The sequence below is a fragment of the Kutzneria kofuensis genome (assembly GCF_014203355.1).
GTDB lineage: Bacteria > Actinomycetota > Actinomycetes > Mycobacteriales > Pseudonocardiaceae > Kutzneria > Kutzneria kofuensis.
In genome coordinates, this window is sequence record NZ_JACHIR010000004.1 from 120,115 (window position 1) to 139,973 (window position 19,859).

Sequence of the window (19,859 nt, forward strand, 5' to 3'; positions counted from 1 at the left end):
CGACGCCCCGGCTTCCTAGGGTTGCGGCATGTCAACCACACGGCAGCTACTGAACTCCGGCCAGGTGGCGCGGTTCGTGGCGCGCGGTTTCCTGCGCCTGGACCGGGTCGTGCCCCCGGAGATGAACGAGGAGGCGCTCGGTGTGTTCGCCGCCGGGCTGCCCGCCGTGCCGTACGGCACTCCCCTGTCCGATGCGTTCCCCGAGGGAACCTTTGCCCGCAGGCTGGTGGAACTCCCCGCGGTTGCGGGTGCACTGGAAAGCCTGGTGGGCCCCGACCCGACCGTCGACCACCACTTCGTCCACCGGCGGGAGCCGCGCGAGGGCAGCGCGCAGGCGTTGCACGCCGACGCCCTGATCGATCTGCGGTTCGACGCATTCGACGTGCAGCTCATGTACTACCCGCAGGAGGTCACCGAGGACATGGGCGGCACGCTGCTCGTCCCCGGCAGCCATCTGCGCCGCATCAACGAGTCCGACACCGGCCGCTACCAGAACCTGCTCGGCCAGATCCGGCTCGTCTGTCCGGCCGGCACCGTCCTGGTGCTGCACCACGGCATCTGGCACGGCGGGCGCCGCAACGACAGCGACACCGTCCGCCACATGTACAAGATCCGCCTCAATCCGACCGTGCCGCAGGTGCGGCTGTGGGACACCGCGAACCTGGAGGGCCCCGCGGTCCGCGAGGAACTGTCGCACTGGTTCCCCTGGTACGAAACGGCCACCGGCCGGTTGGAGATCCACAACCGGATCCGGATGTGGCGGGCTCTGACCGACGACCCCGGATTCGACGTCGACTACTGGGCCACCCGCATCGCCAACCGCCCCGGGCAGAGGAGCCACGCATGACCACCGTGAGGCAACAGGTTCTCGTCCTGTACCTGAACAACTCCGCCCTCGACTCGGCGGTCATCGGCTGGGCCCGCTACGACGGCACCGGGCAGACGCGCCCGACGACCGGCGACAGCGACGAACCCCCGTACCTCACGGGTGTCGCCGCCCTCGAGGACGGGTGGCGGCTGTTCCAAGCGGCCCAGCTCATCCCCCCGTACCCCGGGGCGGAACACGAGACGTCCTTCCTCAAGCACGAGTTCTTCTTCGAGAAGCTCGTCAGCCGCTAGAGCACACGGTTCCGTTGAGCGTGAACGCGACCGGCGTCACGTTCGGCCCGGAGTAGCTGGCGACGAACCCGGCGCTCACGGTGGCGTTCGGCGCCAGCGACCCGGCGCCGGTCACGACGACGTTCGTCCCGTTCTGGGTCCATGTCGCGTTCCAGCCGCTGGTCACCTGCTGGTAGCCGGTCGGCCAGGTGTACGCGAGCGTCCAGCCGTCGAGCGGGGCCGTGCCGGTGTTGGTGATGTCGACGTTGCCGACGAATCCGTTGGCCCAGTCGTTGGTGTCGGCGTACCGCACCGAACACGTGCTCTGCGCGGGCGCGGTCGTCGTGAAGGTCAGCGGCGGCGACGACCACGACACGGCGCCGGCGCCGTTGCGCGCCAACACGTTCACCGTGTACCGCGTGCCCGGGTTGAGGTTGCCCACAGCCAGAGACGTGCCGGTCGTCTCCCCCAGTTCCTCGCTGGTGGCGCCGACCTGCCGGTAGACCTCGTACTTCAGGCCCGTACCGGACGCCGGCCAGGAGATCGTCGCAGTCCGGTCGGTCACCGCGCCGGCGGACGGCTGCCCCGGCGCAGCGGGCAGGCCGGTGGTCGATCCGGCCGGATGCAGCAGCACGGTCGTCAGCGAGTACGGCGGCAGCGTCTGGCTGGTCGCGGTGCCGGCGGCGGTCGTGGTGATGGCGCTCGCCCCGTTGGTGAACGTCGACACTGTCGGCACGGCGTTCGACGGCGCGTACCCGGCGTAGTCGATGGCGACCGTGCGGGCGTTGTCCGGGTCCTTGTTCACCAGCAGGAGCGCCAGATCACCGTTGGCCCGGCGAACCGCGTAGGCGTTGACCGACGACTGGTTGCTGCCCGCGTTCACGAACTGGTCGCCGGGATGGGCGAAGGCGCTGAGCATGGACAGCGCGTAGTACGGGGCGAAGGGCGTGTTCAGCGCCGGCTCGCACACGTCGTTCACGCAGCCTGCGCTGGACAGCAAGCCGGAGTCGCCGTAGTCGGTCTGGCCGGCCACTGTGGACACAGTGGTGGGACCGTTGTGCGTGTCCCACCAGTCCACCGTGAACACGCCGTTGGCCAGCAGGCTCGCATAGGTCTCGGCGGCGAACAGGGCGCCGGGCTGGGTGTCCATGCCGACCGCGGTGTTGGTCTCGGTCATCGCGATGCCGATGTCGCGCCCGCCCGCGTACCGGGCGATCTGCTGGCGCACCATGTAGATCATGTCGTTGACCTGGTCGGGACGGGAGAGTTCGTCGGCCGCGGTCGCGCCGGTCGGATACCAGTGGATGATGACGAAGTCGATGTGCGAGGCGGCGATCGACAGCACGGTCTGGTTCCAGGTCGCGGAATCGCCGCTGGCGATCAGGCCGTCCGGCCAGTTCGCCGGGGTGGTGAGGACCGCGCCGATCTTGACCGTCGGGTCGACCGCCTTCATCGCCTCCGAGTAGGCGACCACGCCGTTGGCGTACGCGGTCGGGCTCTTGTCGGCGTGCAGGTCGGTCTCCCAGTTCGTGCCGTAGTGGCCGTTGCCGGGGATCTCGTTGCCGATCTCCCAGTACTTCGCCCCGTACCCCTTGGTGACGTTGGCGTACCGCACCCAGTCGGCGGCCTCCTGCGGAGTTCCGCTGCCGTAGTCGGCGATGATGATCGGCTGGGCGCCGGCGCGGCGCACGCCGCCCATGAACGTGTCGAAGTCGGTGTTCGGCGCGACGTAGCCGCCGGGTGCGGTGTTGTCCTTCCAGTGGTAGATGTCGCCGTAGGAACCGCCCGGGTAGCGCATCATCCCGACGCCGGCCTTGGCGTACAGGTCCGCGACCTCGTTCGTGCCGAGCTGGCTGTCCCACACCGCGTGGTTCACGCCGATGGCCGTGTCCGACACGGTGGACAGCCCCGAACGAGCGTTGACCGTGACCGTCGCCGTGGCGTCGGCCGCGGCCGGCGCGGCGACGAGCACGCTCGCGCCGAGCACCAACACCGCTGCTGTCAGGCGGAATCTTCGCGCCGCCAACAAGATCACCATCCTCACTGAGCCGCTGCGGAAGACCTTCTGGAAGCGCTCTCCAGCCCGAGGAAAGCATCGTGGCCACGACAGCGTCAACCAGCGAAACTGTCGAAAGGACGGCCAGCGGTAAGTTTCACGCCGGTGGCCGGGAAACTTGACAGCGCGACCGTGGACGTCCGCAGAATCGGCGCATGCACAAGGGTGTCGCGTCCCGGCCGACCTCGGTCGCCCCGCTCGCGCCGGGCCTGTTCACCGGCCCGGCGTCGGCCGCGTCCGTGACCGGCAACGCCACCTACTTCGCCGGTCTCGGCTCGCCCTACGGGGGCTGCGGGCTGCCGCAGTCCGCGCTGGACAGCCAGAACTTCGTGGCGCTCAACGTGTTCGACACGCCGGGACAACCGTTCTGCCGCAACGGGTCGTGGGTGGCCGACCGATACGACGGAGCGACGCTCACCATGCTCGTCGCGGACAGCTGCGCCGACTCCGACGCGTGGTGCCGGGACGACCCGAACCACCTGGATCTCGCACAGAACTCCCTCAACCGGTTCGCGAAGGATGGCCTGCCGGTCGGCGACATGTATCCCGGCCACTGGAACAACCGCCGGATCAGCTGGCAGTTCGTGCCGGCGCCGGGCTGTGCCGGCGACATCCGCATCGGTTTCATCCAGTCGGCGCAACCGTACTGGCCGGTGATCGCCGTATCCCATCTGCCGAACGGAATACACGGAGTCCAGTACTACTCGAACGGCACGTGGCACGACGCCAGCATGGACTCCGACCTGGGTCAGGACTACCGGATCTACCGGATCGGCCCCACCAGCACGTCGCCGACGCAGGGCACGCAGTACCGGATCCGGGTCGTCGACGCGTCGGGCGCGCTCGTGGCCGGCGGCCGGACCTACCGGTTCGCCCTGCCCTCGTCCTGCGCCAACGGCTGCGGCCCGGCCTACACAACGGTCACGTACACGACGTCATGAGTGAACGTTCCTTCCTTGCCCGCCACGGATGTTTGCGGTAACACTGACTTCACGTACGTGCCGCCGCTGGACAATGCCGTCGTGTGAGGTGGAGCGTGACCGCTCTCGAGCTGTGCCCTGCACGCCCGACGCTCGCTGACGTCGCGCGGGCAGCCGGGGTGTCGTCGGCGACCGCGTCCCGGGTGCTCAACGGTTTACCCAGAGTGCGCCCGGAGACCAGAAGGCAGGTCGAGTCCGCCATGGCCGCGTTGGGCTACGAACGCCAGCGCGCCGTCAAGGTGGCCGCCCAGGCGCGCACCCGGTCGATCGCGTTCGTGGTGTGCGAGGAGGGACTGAGGCTGTTCTCCGACCCGTACTTCGCGCGGGTCGTGGTCGGGGTCAACCGGGTGGTGACCGCCGCCGGGTTGCAACTGGTGCTGCTGCCAGTTCCGTCCACAAGGGACTGTCAGGCGCCGGCCATGCACTACCTGAGCGGCGGTCACGTCGACGGCGCGCTGTTCGTCAGCATGCACGGCCGCAGTCCGCTCGACCTCGACCGGATCGACGTTCCCGTGGTCATCGGCGGCCGGCCGGTGCTCGACGGCGAGGACGGTCAGGTCTCCTACGTCGACGCGGACAACCTCGGTGGCGCGGCGAAGGCGGTTCGCCACCTCGTCGACAGCGGACGGTCCGTGATCGCCACCGTGGCGGGGCCGCGGGACATGACCGTGGGACTGGACCGGCTCGCCGGCTACCGCCGGGTCATGGCCGACGCGGAACGGTCCGACCACGGGCTGGTGTTCTTCGGCGACTTCAGCCAGGCGTCCGGTGAGCACGCCGCGGTGCGGCTGCTGGAACGCCGGCCCGATGTGGACGCCATCTTCACCGCGTCGGACCTGATGGCCGTCGGCGTGCTGCGCGCGCTGCGCCGGGCCGGCCGCCGCGTGCCCGACGACGTCGCCGTGATCGGCTTCGACGACCTGCCGATCGGGCGGCACACCGATCCGCCGCTGACCACCGTCCGCCAGCCGGTCGAGGAGATGGGCGCCCGGATGACCCGGGAACTGCTCGCCCTGATCGCCGGCGGGTCGTCCGGGCCACGCCGTGTCGTGCTCGACACGGAGCTCGTGCTGCGCGCCTCGGCGTGATGGACACAGCGGACACCGCGTTGGTTCCGGGAACACACGATCGGCCGATCGGAGAACAACTCCGCGGCGGTGTCCGTTTCCTGGGCATCCGATAGCGGACACTCTTCGGGAATTCCGTCACGAGCGCCCGAGCGGGGCGCCGATGGCGGCCGGGCGATTCGCCGGCCGCCATCGGCGCCACTGTTCTCCAGCGTCGCGGAGCGGATGGTCAGGACGAGGAGACGGAGAAGCTGTTCGAGACGAAGTTCATGCCACCGCTCGACGAGGTGATCTCGAAGCCGAACTGCACGTCGCCGAGGGTGACGTCGCCGTACCAGCCCTTCGACTTGATCCAGTTCAGCACCGCCTTGACGTCCACCGACCCCGAGTTCGTGTTGCCGTGGCGCAGGAAGGAGAACACCGCGTTCGATCCGTTCGAGCCCTTGTAGACGTCCCAGGTGTGGCCGCCGACCGACACCGTGGTCTGGTAGCTGCCGATCGGGCCGACCGCGCCGGTCTTGTTCATCCACAACATGATCTCGTACGCGTTGTTGTTGGCCCAGATGTCGTACGCCGTCTCGTAGGCGCCGCTGCCCGGCACCGAGACGTTGAACGTGCTGGTGACACTGCCCAGCGAGCTCAGCGTGCGGCCGATGGTGCGCCCGGAGTGCGGGTACGACTTCACGCCGCCGGTGTTGGGTTGGTTGGACCACACACCCCAGTTGCTGTAGGAATTCGCCCAGATCGTCTGCGGGCCGGCGCCACTGCCCCAGACGTCGTTGGTGATCGTGTATCCGCCGTTGGACCACGTGCCCCATTTGTCCGAGGACGACCAGGTGGCCGCCTGCGCGGAGGTGGCGGTCAATACGAGCGCGGCGAGCGCGGCCAATGAGGGCAGGGCGAAACGCAGGGTTTTCCGCATGAACGATGTCCTTCCGAGCGTCGTTGCACGGCTGTTCGGACGGGATCGGTCAGTCGAATTTATTCGACGACTCCGGCACTGCCGGATGGTGAAACAATGCCGTCCGATCGCAGCGTCGCATGGAGAACCCGCGTGGTCAAGAATTACGCCTCGATGACCGGAAACCGTGTCGAATATTCGAAGCCGCAATTAGCTCACGAGGATCCGGACGTCCCAGGCGCCGAGAGCCACGACCGTGCCGCCGGGGACCGAACGGCCGTCCAGGACGTCGACGAGATCCACGGGCGCTCTCACGTCGGCGGGCCGCCAGCTCCAGTTGTGCACCACGTGCACGCGCCGCCCGTCCGGGGCGGTGCCGGTCGTCGCGGTCACGGATTCGGGCAGCGCGGACCACCCGCTGCGCGGTAGCGGGGCGAGCCACGACACCAGAGTGCGGGCGAGCTCGCGGCCAGGCACCGTGCCGACGTAGGTGACACGGCCCTCGCCGTGCCGCCGGGTCGTGACGGCCGGCCACCGGCCGAAGTGCGGGTGGTCGTACTCGGCGAGCACCTCGGCGTCGACAGCGGTCAGGCCCTCCACCCAACGGGTCCCGGTGGCGTCGTCCGGCAGCACGAGCGGGCTGCCGGGCGCCGCCCGAACCGCGAGGTCGGTGGACAGGTTGCTGAACTCCTCGTACCACACGCCGGCGGCCTCGCTGAGACGCGCCGGGGCCGGCTCGTGCCGGGCCCGTGCCTCGTGGTCGGCGTAGCCGGTCCGCGGACCGAGAACGAGGTGGCCGCCGGCGGCCGCGTAGGCCACGAGCCAGTCGAGCATCGCGTCGTCGGCGATGTACAGGCCGGCCGCGATCAGCACGGGGTGGCGGCGCGCGGCCAGGTCGGGCGGAACCTCGGCGAGTCGGCGGGCGTGGAAGATCCGGACCTGACGGCCGGCCTCGAACGCGCCGCGGTAGAAGGAGTCGAAGATGCGGTGGTACGCGGCGCCGTCCGGGCTGCCGTCGGCCTTCGCCAGCGGCGGGTACTTCTGCATCAGCCACTTGCTCGGCATCGAGTAGACCATCGCGATGTCGGCGTCCGGCTGGATCCCCGCGACCAGGGCCCCGGCGGTGTCGAATTCCGCGCCGAGCCGGGCGAGTTCGGCGTAGACCCGGCCGGGACGGCCGCTGTGCGGCAGGACTCCGCCCCAGTACGTCTCCGCGCCGAAGTGCAGCGTGTGCCAGTGCCAGTACTCGATCATCCGCGCACCCCGGGCGACCAGCGCCCACGCGGCCTGCCGCCACTGGCCGTCGAAGGCCGGGCGGTTGTCCCACGGCGAGCTGACGGCCTGGGCGTTGGTCTCGGTGACCAGGAACGGCTCCTGCCGGGAGGAGAAGATCCGGTCGGCGCTCTGGAACAGCGCCCACACCCCGGTCGCCAGCCACGGGTGCTCGCGGCTGCCGGCAGGCTCGGGCAGTTCGAGGCCGTCCTGCATGTCGTAGTACGGGTTGCCGGCCGTCACGTCGAGCTTGTCGGTGAGTTCGTCGTCCGCCAGCGCCGGGTGCCCGTAGGCGACGCAGGTGGTGACGAACTGGTCCGCGCGGGCGTACTCGCGCACGATGTCGGCCTGCCAGGCGACGAACTCGGTGGTCTGGCGAGCCAGGAACGCCCGCCAGGCGACGTCGTACTGGGGCTGGGCGTTGCCGTCCGGCGTCCACAGGTCCGCCCAGGTGGACAGTCGATGCGACCAGTAGACCAGGCCCCACTCGCGGTTGAGGGTCTCGACGTCGCCGTACTCGGCGCGCAGATGGTCCACGAACCGCTGGAACACCCCGTGGTTGTGGGGCAGGCGCAGGCCCGGCTCGTTGTCCACCTGGTAGCCGATCACCGCCGGGTGCTCGGCGTACCGGGTGAGGATCGCTCGGATCACCCGCTCGGCGTGGAAGCGGAACGCCGGATGGCTGAAGTCGATCTCCTGCCGGGCGCCCCAGCCGATGCGCTGCCCGGTGGCGTGCTCGGCGGCGATCTCGGGGTACTGCCGGGAAAGCCACGGCGGCACCGCGTAGGTCGGCGTGCCGAGCACGACCGCAATGCCGCGCTCGTGGGCGCCGTCGAGGACCGGCCGCAGCCAGTCCAGGTCGAACCGCCCGTTCTCCGGCTCCCATGTGGACCAGACGGACTCGCCGACCCGGATGACGGTGAACCTGGCCTCCGCCATCAGGTCCAGGTCGGTCTTGAGCCGCTCGTAGGGCTGGTACTCGTGGTAGTAGGCGGCGCCGAACAGCACGCGCGGGGGCAGCGGGACCATGCGAGAACCTCGGGACGTGAGGGGCCCGGCCGCCGGTGGGGCCGGCGGCCGGGAACGGGGACGATGGTGGGTCAGGAGGCGGTGCCGGTCACGGTGGTGCCGGACTTGGTCACCTGGTAGGTCAGAGTGGCGCCGGTCCAGTAGTGGAAGATGAGCTTGGCCGGCGCGCCGTCCTTGAGACTGTTGACGAAGTCAGCGGTCAGAGTCGTGGTGCCGGCGGTGTAGTCGGGAGCGAACGCGTACCCGAACTGCTGGAACGGGGTCCAGCTGGTCGGGCCGGCGTTGGTCCCGTCGGCGTAGGTGGCCTCCATGGTGGCCAGCAGGTCACCATGGAACTGGGTCGGAATGGCCAGCGTGGTGGTGCCGGTCGCGTCCGCGAGCACCGGCTGGTCGGCCGACCTCACGTGCAGTTGCCAGGGCACTCCCCGCGAGTACCGAACCTGCAGAGTCGAGTTCACGCCGTACGCACGGTTGCCGGCCAGCCGGGTCAGCGCCCGGGAAGTCAGGGTCAGCCGGTCGCCGTCCAGCGTGTAGTCGAGGAACGGGATCAGCGGCGTGTTGCCCTGCCACAGGCCCGCGAAGAACAGCCCGTTGGTGTTCAGGGTGATGGTCTGCGCCGAGATCGGGCCGGACTTCGGCACGAACAGATTGTCGGTGGAGGCGGTGCCCGAGCGGGTGGTCCAGGACGCCTTGATCAGAGCCATCAAGTCGGAATCCCGCCACTGCATGGTGGTGCGGTTCAGGTAGTTGGCATCGTCCCAGAGTGCGGTGGTGATGCCGTTGATCCGCGCCTCGTAGTTGACGTGCTCGTAGTACTTCAGCATCTCCCCGCGCTCGACGTAGCCGGAGTTGGGCTCGCTGAGTAGGCCGTATTCGCCGAGGTAGACGGGAATGCCCTTGGCGACAAACGTGTCGTGCACCCGCTTGAAGCCGTCGGTCAGATCCTTCTGAGTCGTGGCGTCGTAGGTCGTGCCACCGGCGATGTTCACGCTGAACGGGTAGTAGCTGTAGTAGTGCACGGTGGCGACGAGATTGCGGTCGTGCAGCGAACTCATCGTCGTGGACAGGTCGTCCAGCCAGTGTTGGGCGTTGTTGGTTTCCTCCGAGGGCAGGACGAGCAGGCGGTCCTTGTTCTGCCCACCGGAGTTGCGCACGATGTCGTGGAACGAGGTGTTGAGCTCTCGCAGGTACTGCGTCTTCTGGGCGTCGGTCGCGTTGTCGAACTGCGGCTCGTTGATGCTCTCCATGAGCAGCTTGCGCGGCTCGTCCTTGAACGCGGCGGCGATCTGCTGCCAGGTCGCGTCGAACCGAGCCAGAATGTTGTCGTGGTCGGTGGACATGTACTTGATCCACTGCCACGAGTCGTGGTGCACGTTGATCTCGACGTACAGACCGTCGGCCAGCGCCCAGTCGACCACCTGCTTGACCCGGGCCATGAACGTCGGATCTATCGTGTACGGCGCCGTCGCCGAGGCGTGGCCGCTCCAGGTCACGGGAATCCGGACGCTGCGGAAGCCCTCGGCCCGGATGGTGTCGAACAGCGCCTTGGTGGTGAGCGGATTGCCCCAGGAGGTCTCGTCGGGGATGGCGTCCAGCGTGTTGCCCAGGTTCCAGCTGGGCTGCATGGCGGCCACGGCCTTCATCGGGTCCTGCGGGGCCGGTGCGGTCGACCCGCCCGGGACCCGGTTCGGGTCGGCCGGCGCGGCGAAGGCGGTGCCACTGGCCAGGCTGCCCGTGGTGGCCAGGGCCACCAGGAGGGTCGCCGCGCGGCCGAGCCGGCGGCGGTTCGGCCGGGCACTCTGCGGTGCGTCGTTCACGTGTCGTGCCTTTCGGTGGTGGATGCCCTGAACCGCTCGTACGGTTGGTACTCGTGGTGGTAGCCGGCGCCGAACAGCACGCGCGGGGGCAGCGGGACCATGCGAGAACCTCGGGGACGCGAGGGGCCCAGCCGCCGGTGAAACCGGCGGCCGGGGCGAGGGCGGAGGTAGGTCAGGAAGCGGTGCCGGTCACGGTGGTGCCGGACTTGGTCACCTGATAGGTCAAAGTGGCACCGGTCCAGTAATGGAAGACGAGCTTGACCGGCGCGCCGTCCTTGAGACTGTTGAGGAAGTCAGCGGTCAAGGTTGTCGTGCCGGCGGTGTAGTCAGGGGCGAACGCGTACCCGAACTGCTGGAACGGCGTCCAACTGGCCGGCCCGGCATTGGTCCCGTCCGCGTAGGTGGCCTCCATGGTGGCCAGCAGGTCACCATGGAACTGCGTGGGAATGACCAGCGACGTGGTGGTGCCGGACGCGTCCGCGAGCACCGGCTGGTCGGCCGACCTCACGTGCAGCTGCCACGGCACACCCCGCGAGTACCGGACCTGCAGAGTCGAGTTCACGCCGTAGGCACGATCACCGGCCAACCGGGTCAGCGCCCGGGAAGTCAGGGTCAGCCGGTCACCGTCCAGCGTGTAGTCGAGGTACGGGATCAGCGGCGTGTTGCCCTGCCACAGGCCCGCGAAGAAGTTCCCGTTGGTGTTCAGGGTGATGGTCTGCGCCGGAATCGGGCCGGACTTCGGCACGAAGAGATTGTCGGTGGACGCGGTGCCCGAGCGGGTGGTCCAGGAGGTCTTGATCAAAGCCTCCATCTCGGGGTCCACCCACTGCATGGTGCCGCGGTTCAGGAAGTCGTTGGCGGCATCCCAGACCGCGGTGGTGATGCCGTTGATCCGGGCCTCGTAGTCGACCTCCTCGAAGTACTTCAGCATCTCCCCGCGCTCGACGTAGCCGGAGTGGGGCGAGGTGAGCAGGCCGTACTCGCCGAGGTAGACGGGGATGCCCTTGGCGACGAGGGTGTCGTGGACCCGGGCGAAGCCCTCGGTCAGGTCCTGCTGGGCCTTGGCGTCGAAGGTCGTGCCGCCGGCGATGTTCACGCTGAACGGGTACCAGCTGTAGTAGTGCACGGTGGCGACGAGATTGCGGTCGTGCAGCGAGCTGATGGTCGTCGACAGGTCGTCGAGCCAGTTCTGGGCGTTGTTGGTTTCCTCCGAGGGCAGGACGAGCAGGCGGTCCTTGTTCTGCCCGCCGCTGTTGCGCACGATGTCGTGGAACGAGGTGTTGAGCTCTCGCAGGTACTGGGTCTTCTGGGCGTCGGTCGCGTTGTCGAACTGCGGCTCGTTGATGCTCTCCATGAGCAGCTTGCGCGGCTCGTCCTTGAACGCGGCGGCGATCTGCTGCCAGGTCGCGTCGAACCGAGCCAGAATGTTGTCGTGGTCGGTGGACATGTACTTGATCCACTGCCACGAGTCGTGGTGCACGTTGATCTCGACGTAGAGGCCGTCGGCCAGCGCCCAGTCGACCACCTGCTTGACCCGCGTCATCCACGCCGCGTCGATGGTGTACGGGGCGGTGTCGGACTGGTGGGGGTACCAGGTGACGGGAATCCGCACACTGCGGAAGCCTTGGGCCCGGAGGCCGTCGAACGTGGCCTTGGTGGTGAGCGGGTTGCCCCAGGAGGTCTCGTCGGGGATGGCGTCGAAGGTGTTGCCCAGGTTCCAGCTGGGCTGCATGGCGGCCACGGCCGTCATCGGGTCCACGGGCGCCGACTGCGCTGCCGGAGCTCCGTTCGCCGGGGCGACGGCGAGCGTGGCCATGGTCGTCACCGCCAGCGGGATGCTCGCCAGTAATCCGAGTCTGCGCCGGCGGTGCTGTGCTTGTGTCATGTGCCGTCCTCTTGGATTGGTCGGTTCGGGTCAGTCGGCGGTGAACGTCAGTCAGCGGTGAACGCGGCCGCCACGGCCGCGCCTTCACGGATGAGGACCGGGATGTGCTCCAGCGGGGCCGGGGCGTCGACGGTGACGCCGCCGTCGTGGACGGCGCCGGTCGTCGGATCCAGCCAGCGGGTCCCCGCCGGCAGGTACACCGGCCGGGACCGCGACCCGGCCTCCGTCACCGGGGCCACCAGCACGTCCGGTCCGAGCAGGAACTGGTCCTCGACGGTCCAGGCCCGCTCGTCGTCGGGGAAGTCGAAGAACAGGGGGCGTATCGGCGGTGCGCCGGTGCGGTGCGCGGTCTCGGACAGCTCGGCCAGGTAGGGGCGCAGGCGTTCCCGCAACCGCAGATGCGCGGCCAGGATCCCGTACGCCTGCTCGCCGTAGGACCACACCTCGTTCGGTCCGCCGGACATCTCGGTGGTGAACGGCTGGTTCGGGGCGCGGTCGCCGTGCAGGCGCATGATCGGGCTGAACGTGCCGTACTGGAACCAGCGGACCAGCACCTCCCGGTAGGCCGGATCGTCCGGGTCGCCGCCGAGGAAACCGCCGACGTCGGTGTTCCACCACGGGATGCCGCTGAGCGCCACGTTCAGGCCGGCCCGGATCTGCGCGGCCAGCGACTCGAACGTGGGCTCGATGTCGCCGGACCACAGGGCGGCGCCGTGCCGCTGGCTGCCCGCCCACGCGCTGCGCACCAGACTCAGCGGGCGGTCCACCCCCACCGAGCGCAGCCCGTCGGCGACGCCCTGGGCGTGCAGGTGCCCGTACAGCCCGCCGACCTGCGGGCCGGGGCCGGCGGCGTAGCGGGCGCGGGCAGCCACCTCCGGCGGCACGTCCGGTTCGCAGGCGTCCAGCCAGAACGCGGTGATGCCCAACGCGTGGTAGTTCTCCCGCAACCGCTGCCACAGGAACTCGCGGGCGCGCGGCGCCGTCGGGTCGTAGTGCGTCACCGGCTGGTAGTTCTGACCGTGGCCCCGGGCCGGTGCGTGGGTGGTGAGCAGGCCGCCGTGAGCGTCGCGGACCAGCAGACCGGCGGCCCGCAACGCGTCGTGGTTCTCGCTGTCGGCGGCCACGGTCGGCCACACCGACACCGCCAGCTCGACGCCGAGCCCGGCCAGCTCCTTCACCATCCCCTCGGGGTCCGGCCACTCACTCGGCTCGAACCGCCAGTCCCCCATCCGGGGCCAGTGGAAGTAGTCGCAGACGATCACCGACAGCGGCAGCCCCCGCCCGGTGTGCTCCCGGGCCACCGCCAGCAGCTCCTCCTGCGTGCGGTAGCGCAGTTTGGACTGCCAGAAGCCGGTGGCCCACCCGGGCAGCAGCGGCGGGTGGCCGGTGGCGTCGGCGTAGCTCGCCGTGATCTCGGCGGGGGTGTCGCCCGCGGTGATCCAGTAGTCGATCTGCTGCGCCGAGTCGGCCACCCAGCGGGTGGTGTCCTCGGCCAGCTCGACCCGCCCGGCGGCCGGGTTGTGCCACAGCAGGCCGTAGCCGCGCGAGGAGTGCAGGAACGGGATGGTGACCTCGGTGTTGCTCTGCACCAGGTCGACGACCAGGCCCTTCTGGTCCAGCCGGCCGTTCGGGTGCTGGCCGAGGCCGAACAGCCGCTCACCCAGGTGCGCGGCGAACCGCTGCTCCAGGTGGTAGCTGCCGTCGCCCACCGGCCGGCACCGCCGGGAGCCGGGCAGCCACGGCCGGGCCGGCGGCCGCTCGGCCAGCAGTTCCCGCCCGCTGGCGGTGTGCCGGAACCGCAGGCTCCCCAGGGTGTCGGCCACCACCGTGATGCGTCCGTTGACCAGGCGCGCCGAGCCGTCGTCGAGGACGGTCAGCTCGGCGTCCGCGGCGGGCGGGATCGGGTCCAGCGCGCCGGGCAGGCCGGGATCGATCGCGGTGGCGGCGGCGCGGACCCGCACGGCGTGCGGCCCCCACGGCTCGACGCGCAGCACCTCGTTCGGGGCACGCCGCTCAAGCGCGCCCCCGGCGACGACAAAGGCGGACATCGCGGCTCCTCAGGTGATCTGCTCGTAGTCGAACCAGTCGAAGTGGACGGTGCCGGCCGCCGCGTACATGCCGACGACCCGTCCGGTGAAGCCGCCCGCCACCTCCGTCGACAGGTACTTGCCGTCGAGTTCGGCCAGCGCGGTGACGACGCCGTCGGCCTCCACCCCGAGGCGAATCGTATCGGGGCCCGTGCGGGGGTCGCGTGGGGTCCGCGGCTCGATCTCGACGGCGAGCACGACCGGGGTCTCGGGCGCCGGACGGGACGCCACAACGGTTTTCAGCGAGCCAATGCGGGCGACGACCCGCACTTCTCCGGCGTCGGCCTCGATCTCGTAATGGTGCTCCTCGTCGAGCCGCACGGCCAGGCCGCCGCTTCCCGCCGCGGCGTCGATCAGGGTTCGTGCCCGGCACGACAGGTGTTGCTGTCGCCTGCCGACGAACACCACGTCGCGCTCGTCCAAGGAGCCGCCGCGTGCGTGCAGGGTCAGCCAGCCGGACCGTTCCTTGGTGGTGCAGTGCTCCGGGAGCCGGTCGCGCACCGAGATCCAGCACGGTTGCAGCTCGCTGAACTCGAAGTCGTCCCGGTGCGAACCCGTGATCACCGGCCCGGACACCAGGTCGCCGACGACCGGCCAGCCGTCCGCCCAGGTCACCGGCGCGAGGAACGTTTCCCGCCCGAGCACGTGCCAGCCCGGGGTGCCGCCGCCCGGCCGCACCCCGAGCAGCACCATCCACCACGAGCCGTCGGGAGCCTGCACCAGGTCGGCGTGACCGGTGTTCTGGACGGGATGGGTGGTGCTGCGGTGCGACAGGATCGGGTTGGCCGGGCACGGTTCGAATGGGCCGTCCGGTGTGCGGCCGCGGGCGATCGACACGCCGTGGCCCCGCTCGGTGCCGCCCTCGGCGATGAGCAGGTACCAGCAGTCCCCGATCCGGTGCAGATGCGGGGCCTCCGGCGCCTGGGCGTTGGGTGTGCCGGACCAGAGCCGTTGCGGTGGGCCGAGAACCTCGCCGGTACGAGGGTCGAGGCGCACCTGGTGGACGCCGGCGACGGTGCACCAGCACGTGCCGTCGGCGTCCCAGGCCAGGTCCGGGTCGATGCCGGGAACATCGGGCAGCCGCACCGGATCCGACCACGGCCCGGCCGGATCGGTGGCGGTGAACAGCAGGTTGCCGCCGTCGCTGACGTTCGTCACGATCAGCCAGAACCGGCCGTCGTGGTGGCGGAACGTGGGCGCGTAGATCCCCGCCGACGACGGCGTGTCGAACGGGAGGCGCAGCTGGCTCGGCCGGTCCAGGGCGTTGCCGATCTGCGTCCAGTGCAGCAGATCGCGGCTGTGGAAGACCGGCACCCCCGGGAAGTACTCGAAACTGGAGCAGGCGAGGTAGTAGTCGTCGCCGACGCGGCAGACCGTCGGGTCGGGGTGAAACCCGGGGATGATCGGGTTGCTGGTGGTGGCGGTCGCCTCGTGCTGGTCGGACACCCTTCGTTCCCCTCCCGGGCCGGTTGGCCCCTGTTCTGGTCGTCGTTCGGCACGGGGGCGGCCCGGCGACGTGCGGGCGCCGGGCCGCCCGGCTCGGCTCAGCCGAGACCGGTCAGCTGGCCGTCCACTGCTGGTTGCTCTGGTTCGACCCGCAGGCCCACAGCTGGACCTTGGTGCCGTTCGCGGTGCCGAACCCGTTCACGTCCAGGCACAGCCCGGACTGGACGTTGCTGATCGTGCCGTTGGAGTTGACGTTCCACTGCTGGTTGGCGCCGCCGTTGCACTGCCAGATCACGGCGGCGGTGCCGTTGGTCGTGCCGTTGCCGGAGTTGTCCAGGCACATCGGGGTGCTGGTGGTGGCGTAGACGCGCAGCTCCTTGGCCGAGGTGCGGGTCCAGGTCTGGCCCGCGCCGCCGTTGCAGTCCCAGATCTGGGCCTGCGTGCCGGCCGTGGTGGTGCTGTTGTTGATGTCCAGGCACTTGCCCGCGCCGACCGCGTGCACCGCGCCGGACGTGCCGCCGGTGCCGCCGCCCGGGTGCATCTGCACCACGACCACCGAGTACGCCGGGACGGTCTGGGTGGTGCCGCTGCCGGCGGTGGCCGAGGTGATCGACGTGCCGTTCTTCTGGTAGGTGTACACGGTCGGCGCGGCCGAGGACGGCGTGAAACCGTTGTAGGACAGGGACACCGTGGTGCTGTTGTTCGGATCCTTGTTGATCAGCATCACGTTCACGTCGCCGTTGCCGCGGTGCACCGCGTGCGCGGAGATCAGCGAGCTGGAGCTGCTGGCCTTGATCAGCGAGTCGCCGGACTGGGCCAGCTTGCCGATCATCGAGATGCCGTAGTAGGGCGCGAACGGGGTGTCCAACGCCGGCTCGCACGACGAGGCGCTGGACAGCACGCCCCCGTCGTCGTAGTCGGTGGCTCCGTCCACTGTGGTCACATGGGAGCAGTCGGTGCCGTTGTGCATGGCCCAGTAGTCGACGGTGAACGCGCCGTTCTCCGCCCAGGTCAGCATCTGGTCCGGGGCGAACAACCCGTTGGGGGCGGTGTCCTTGTACTTGTCGACGTTCGTCTCGGTGATGGCGATGCCCACGTTCGGCGCGTTGCCGCCGGCGTACTGGTTGATCAGCGACCGCACCGTGCCGGCCATGGTCGGGGCGTTGGCCTGCGGCTTGGCCAGCAGATCGGCTTCGCCGGTGCTGGTCGGGTAGTCGTGCACGATCACGAAGTCGATCTTCGAGCCGGCGATGGACAGGACCGTGTGGTTCCAGTCCTGGGTGTCGCCGGGGCCGACGATGCCGTCCGGCCAGCTGCCAGGCGTGGTGAGCACCGCCCCGATCTTGATGCTGGGGTCCACCGCCTTCATCGCCGAGACGAACTGCAGGAGGTTGGTGGCGTAGGTGGTGGCGCTGTGGCTGGAGTGCTTGTCCGTCTCCCACTGCGCGCCGTACTCGCCGTTGCCGGGGATCTCGTTGCCGATCTCCCAGTACTTGACGCCGTAGCCCTTGGTGATGTTGGCGTACCGCACCCAGGCCGCCGCCTCGTCCGGCGTGCCCGACCCGTAGTCCGCGGTGATGATCGGCTGCGTGTGCGCCGCCCGGACGGTGCCCATGAACGTGTCGAAGTCGGTGTTCGGGGCGACGAAGGCGCCGTCGGCGGTGTTGGTCTGCCAGTGGTAGATGTCGGCGTAGCTGCCGCCCGGGTAGCGCATCATCCCGACACCGGCGTTGCTGAGCAGGCCGGGGATGTCCGAGCGGTTCATGTTGGCGTCGTACACCGCGGCGTTGAGGCCGGGGGTGGTGGACGAGTAGTTCGCCAACCAGTGGGCGGTGTCGACCGACACCGACGCGGAGGTGGCGGCGGTGGCGACCGGTGCGGCGGCGGTGAACGCGCCGACGGACAGGGCGGCGGCGATGAGCGACAGGGCAGCGGTCGGGGCTAGCAGGCGATCGTGTACGGCGCGGCGTGACCGTTTCACGAAACCCTCCGTTGGGTCGTGGTTCGGGCAGGGATGTGGTGGTGCTCCCGTCTCTGGAACGGCGGGCTTCCGGCCGTGCGCTCAGGCACGGCGGCTCGGGGGTGGCGTGGTCAGCTCAGGCGGAGCAGGACGGCGGACGGGGCCGCGGGCAGGGTCAGCGCGAGTTCCGCCGCACCGGGGTTCCAGGCGGTGGTGGCGCGGGTGTCGGCGGGGAAGATCGGCGTCGCGACCGCCGGGGTGTCCAGCAGGTGCGGCAGGTGCAGGGTGATGGTCGGGTCGGTGCCGGGACGGCGCCACGCGGTCAGGTAGGTGGTGGTCGGGGTGCGCAGGGCCAGCGCCACCCACGGGTCGTCCCAGGCCGGCAGGCCCAGCGGCCACACCGGCAGCGCGCCCGGCAGGTCGGCGCGCAGCTCGCGGTAGAGCGCCACCGCCTCGTGGACCAGGGCACGCGCCGCCGGGCGCAGGTCGGCCAGCTGCCCGGACAGGTGGATCCGCCCGAGCAGCGCGCTCACCAGCGTGAACGCCACCTCGTCCGGGGTGTCGTCGGGCTGCGGGTAGGCCCAGACGGCGCCCTGCTCGGGGGTGACGGCGGTCGGCGCGGCGGCCGCGATCGGCGCGTAGAGCAGCAGGTTCTGTTGGTCGCTGGTGGACAGCAGCTGCATCCGGGACAACAGCGCCTGGTCCGCGCGCATCCCGCCGGACGCGCAGTCCTCCAGCACCAGGTGCGGGTGCCGGTCCAGGACGCCGTCCAGCCAGTCCAGGTGCGCCCGGTGGTGGCCGAGCGCCCCCGCCGCCGGGACCTCACCGGGGTGGCCGGTGGTGCCGGAGCCGGCGTCGATGTTGTGGTCCAGCTTCAAGTAGCCGACGCCCCACTCGCCGACCAGGCGGTCCACCACCGCGTCGAGGTGCGCGCGGGCCGCCGGGTGCCGCAGGTCGAGCTGGTACCGCCCGGTTTCCACCACCCGCACCCCGTCGCGGCGGAAGAACGCCTCGTCCGGCAGCGCGGTGGCGATCGGGCTGCGCACCCCGACCACCTCGGGCTCCAGCCACAGGCCGGGCACCATGCCGCGCTCCCGGATCCGGTCCAGCACCTCGTGGATGCCGCGCGGACCGGGGAACCGGGTGGTGGACGGCTGCCACTCCCCCACGCTGTCCCACCAGCCGGCGCTGTCGTCGTACCAGCCGGCGTCGATCACGAAGTACTCCGCGCCCGCGTCGGCGGCGGCGTCCACCAGCGGCAGCAGCTTCGCCGTGGTCGGGTCGCCCATCAGGCAGTTCATGTAGTCGTTGAAGATCACCGGCAGGTGTTCGTGGTCCCGGTGCGGGCGGCGGGCCGCGCGGCGGTAGCGGGTCAGCGCGCCGAACGCCTCGTCCAGCCGGTCGCCGAACGCCACCGACACCGGCACCGCGCGGAACTCACCGCCGGGCTCCAGCGGGTGCCGCCAGCCGTGGTCGCCGTCGGTGGGGCCGGACAGCGCCAGGTAGGCGGTGTCGTGCCGTTCCGAGCACTCCCAGCGCCAGCCGCCGCCGTTGTGCTCGACCTGCCACACCCAGGCGCGGCCGGACGCGCGGTCGGCCAGCGCGCCCATCGGCAGGTGTTCGCAGCTGGACCAGGTGCCCTGCCCGGCCAGCGTGAACGAGCCCTTGCCGTACCCGTACCGGACCTGCCGCCCGCTGAGCTGGGGCACCGCCGCCCGCAGCGGCCGGCGCTGCCAGCGGAACTCGGCGAGCCAGTCGTTGTCGGCCCAGAGCACGTCGGCGGTGTCCGGGTCGAGGTCGGTGATGCCACCGAGAGCCAGCGAGGTGACCGCTTCGAGGTGCAGGGTGCCGGCGCCCTCGTTGCGCAGCGTCACCTCTGCGCGCAGGGCCGGCACGCCGTCCGGCGACCGGTACACCACCTCGGCGACCAGCCCGGTGTCCGGGTCGTGCAGCTCGACGGTGAGCACGTGCCACCCGCCGTCGCGGCCGAGGTGGTGCGCGCGGTGCCGCAGCCGGTTGCCGATCGCGGTGTCCACCAGGCGGTGGCTGGACCAGTGCCGGCCGTGGCCGGTGGCGTTGACCTCGACCAGCGGCAGCGCGTTCGGCGCCTGGTCGGCGACGTCGTCGGCGGACGGCCCGAGGTGGACCACCTGCACGGGATCGTCGTCGGTGACGCGGAGGTCGAGCCTCAGTGCGTCGTGGCCCCAACTCAGGATCGGGGAACGGGTCAGCGGGGTGGTGGTCACGGGTGCCTCGCCAGT

At 70.3% G+C, this 19,859-nt stretch carries 13 protein-coding genes; 4 read left to right on the plus strand and 9 right to left on the minus strand.

What is annotated here, in order from left to right; genetic code table 11:
- The first annotated feature begins 28 nt into the window (after positions 1-28).
- Together BJ998_RS45305 and BJ998_RS45310 are read left to right on the plus strand one after the other, a co-directional pair.
- On the plus strand, positions 29-847 hold the full coding sequence (locus BJ998_RS45305) for a phytanoyl-CoA dioxygenase family protein (protein ID WP_184870396.1): 819 nt from the start codon (positions 29-31) through the stop codon (positions 845-847).
- Positions 844-1,119 carry a hypothetical protein gene (locus tag BJ998_RS45310; RefSeq protein WP_184870397.1) on the plus strand — a complete coding sequence of 92 codons (276 nt, stop codon included), beginning with the start codon at positions 844-846 and terminating at the stop codon, positions 1,117-1,119. The genes BJ998_RS45305 and BJ998_RS45310 overlap by 4 nt, the downstream gene beginning before the upstream one ends.
- Here the strand turns inward: BJ998_RS45310 and BJ998_RS45315 are convergent.
- Entirely contained in the window at positions 1,109-3,124 is a 2,016-nt protein-coding gene (locus tag BJ998_RS45315; RefSeq protein ID WP_246490215.1) for a cellulose binding domain-containing protein, read from the minus strand. The genes BJ998_RS45310 and BJ998_RS45315 overlap by 11 nt on opposite strands.
- A gap of 185 nt (positions 3,125-3,309) precedes the next feature.
- Here BJ998_RS45315 and BJ998_RS45320 point away from each other — a divergent pair, with 185 nt between their 5' ends.
- Both BJ998_RS45320 and BJ998_RS45325 read left to right on the plus strand, forming a co-directional pair.
- Positions 3,310-4,095: an RlpA-like double-psi beta-barrel domain-containing protein gene (locus BJ998_RS45320; protein ID WP_184870399.1), complete on the plus strand. Its 786-nt coding sequence runs from the start codon at positions 3,310-3,312 to the stop codon at positions 4,093-4,095.
- Positions 4,096-4,190: 95 nt separating this feature from the next.
- On the plus strand, positions 4,191-5,222 hold the full coding sequence (locus BJ998_RS45325; protein WP_184870400.1) for a LacI family DNA-binding transcriptional regulator: 1,032 nt from the start codon (positions 4,191-4,193) through the stop codon (positions 5,220-5,222).
- 208 nt (positions 5,223-5,430) lie between these two features.
- Here the strand turns inward: BJ998_RS45325 and BJ998_RS45330 are convergent, their stop codons facing one another.
- From BJ998_RS45330 to BJ998_RS45365, 8 genes are all read right to left on the minus strand, one after another.
- Entirely contained in the window at positions 5,431-6,123 is a 693-nt protein-coding gene (locus BJ998_RS45330; RefSeq protein WP_184870401.1) for a glycoside hydrolase family 12 protein, read from the minus strand.
- A gap of 189 nt (positions 6,124-6,312) precedes the next feature.
- Positions 6,313-8,403, minus strand: a complete 2,091-nt coding sequence (locus BJ998_RS45335) for a beta-galactosidase (RefSeq protein WP_184870402.1) — start codon at positions 8,401-8,403, stop codon at positions 6,313-6,315.
- Positions 8,404-8,474: 71 nt separating this feature from the next.
- Positions 8,475-10,220: a cellulase family glycosylhydrolase gene (locus BJ998_RS45340; protein ID WP_184870403.1), complete on the minus strand. Its 1,746-nt coding sequence runs from the start codon at positions 10,218-10,220 to the stop codon at positions 8,475-8,477.
- Positions 10,221-10,392: 172 nt separating this feature from the next.
- The gene (locus BJ998_RS45345; protein WP_184870404.1) at positions 10,393-12,105 is read right to left on the minus strand and encodes a cellulase family glycosylhydrolase; all 1,713 of its coding nucleotides are present in this window, start codon (positions 12,103-12,105) and stop codon (positions 10,393-10,395) included.
- Positions 12,106-12,152: 47 nt separating this feature from the next.
- A complete protein-coding gene (locus BJ998_RS45350; protein WP_184870405.1) occupies positions 12,153-14,153 on the minus strand; it encodes a glycoside hydrolase family 31 protein in 2,001 nt (666 codons plus the stop codon).
- Positions 14,154-14,162: 9 nt separating this feature from the next.
- Positions 14,163-15,638: a glycoside hydrolase family 43 protein gene (locus BJ998_RS45355; RefSeq protein WP_184870406.1), complete on the minus strand. Its 1,476-nt coding sequence runs from the start codon at positions 15,636-15,638 to the stop codon at positions 14,163-14,165.
- Between the two features lie 112 nt (positions 15,639-15,750).
- Positions 15,751-17,619: an RICIN domain-containing protein gene (locus tag BJ998_RS45360; RefSeq protein ID WP_312890698.1), complete on the minus strand. Its 1,869-nt coding sequence runs from the start codon at positions 17,617-17,619 to the stop codon at positions 15,751-15,753.
- 110 nt (positions 17,620-17,729) lie between these two features.
- Positions 17,730-19,844 carry an alpha-galactosidase gene (locus BJ998_RS45365; protein WP_221339744.1) on the minus strand — a complete coding sequence of 705 codons (2,115 nt, stop codon included), beginning with the start codon at positions 19,842-19,844 and terminating at the stop codon, positions 17,730-17,732.
- Positions 19,845-19,859: the final 15 nt, after the last annotated feature.

What these genes read in the sequence shown, in the direction of transcription:
- BJ998_RS45305 (WP_184870396.1), top strand. Translation starts at nt 29, where the DNA reads ATGTCAACCACACGGCAGCTACTGAACTCCGGCCAGGTGGCGCGGTTC.
- BJ998_RS45310 (WP_184870397.1), top strand. Translation starts at nt 844, where the DNA reads ATGACCACCGTGAGGCAACAGGTTCTCGTCCTGTACCTGAACAACTCC.
- BJ998_RS45320 (WP_184870399.1), top strand. Translation starts at nt 3,310, where the DNA reads ATGCACAAGGGTGTCGCGTCCCGGCCGACCTCGGTCGCCCCGCTCGCG.
- BJ998_RS45330 (WP_184870401.1), bottom strand. Translation starts at nt 6,123, where the DNA reads ATGCGGAAAACCCTGCGTTTCGCCCTGCCCTCATTGGCCGCGCTCGCC.
- BJ998_RS45335 (WP_184870402.1), bottom strand. Translation starts at nt 8,403, where the DNA reads ATGGTCCCGCTGCCCCCGCGCGTGCTGTTCGGCGCCGCCTACTACCAC.
- BJ998_RS45345 (WP_184870404.1), bottom strand. Translation starts at nt 12,105, where the DNA reads ATGACACAAGCACAGCACCGCCGGCGCAGACTCGGATTACTGGCGAGC.
- BJ998_RS45350 (WP_184870405.1), bottom strand. Translation starts at nt 14,153, where the DNA reads ATGTCCGCCTTTGTCGTCGCCGGGGGCGCGCTTGAGCGGCGTGCCCCG.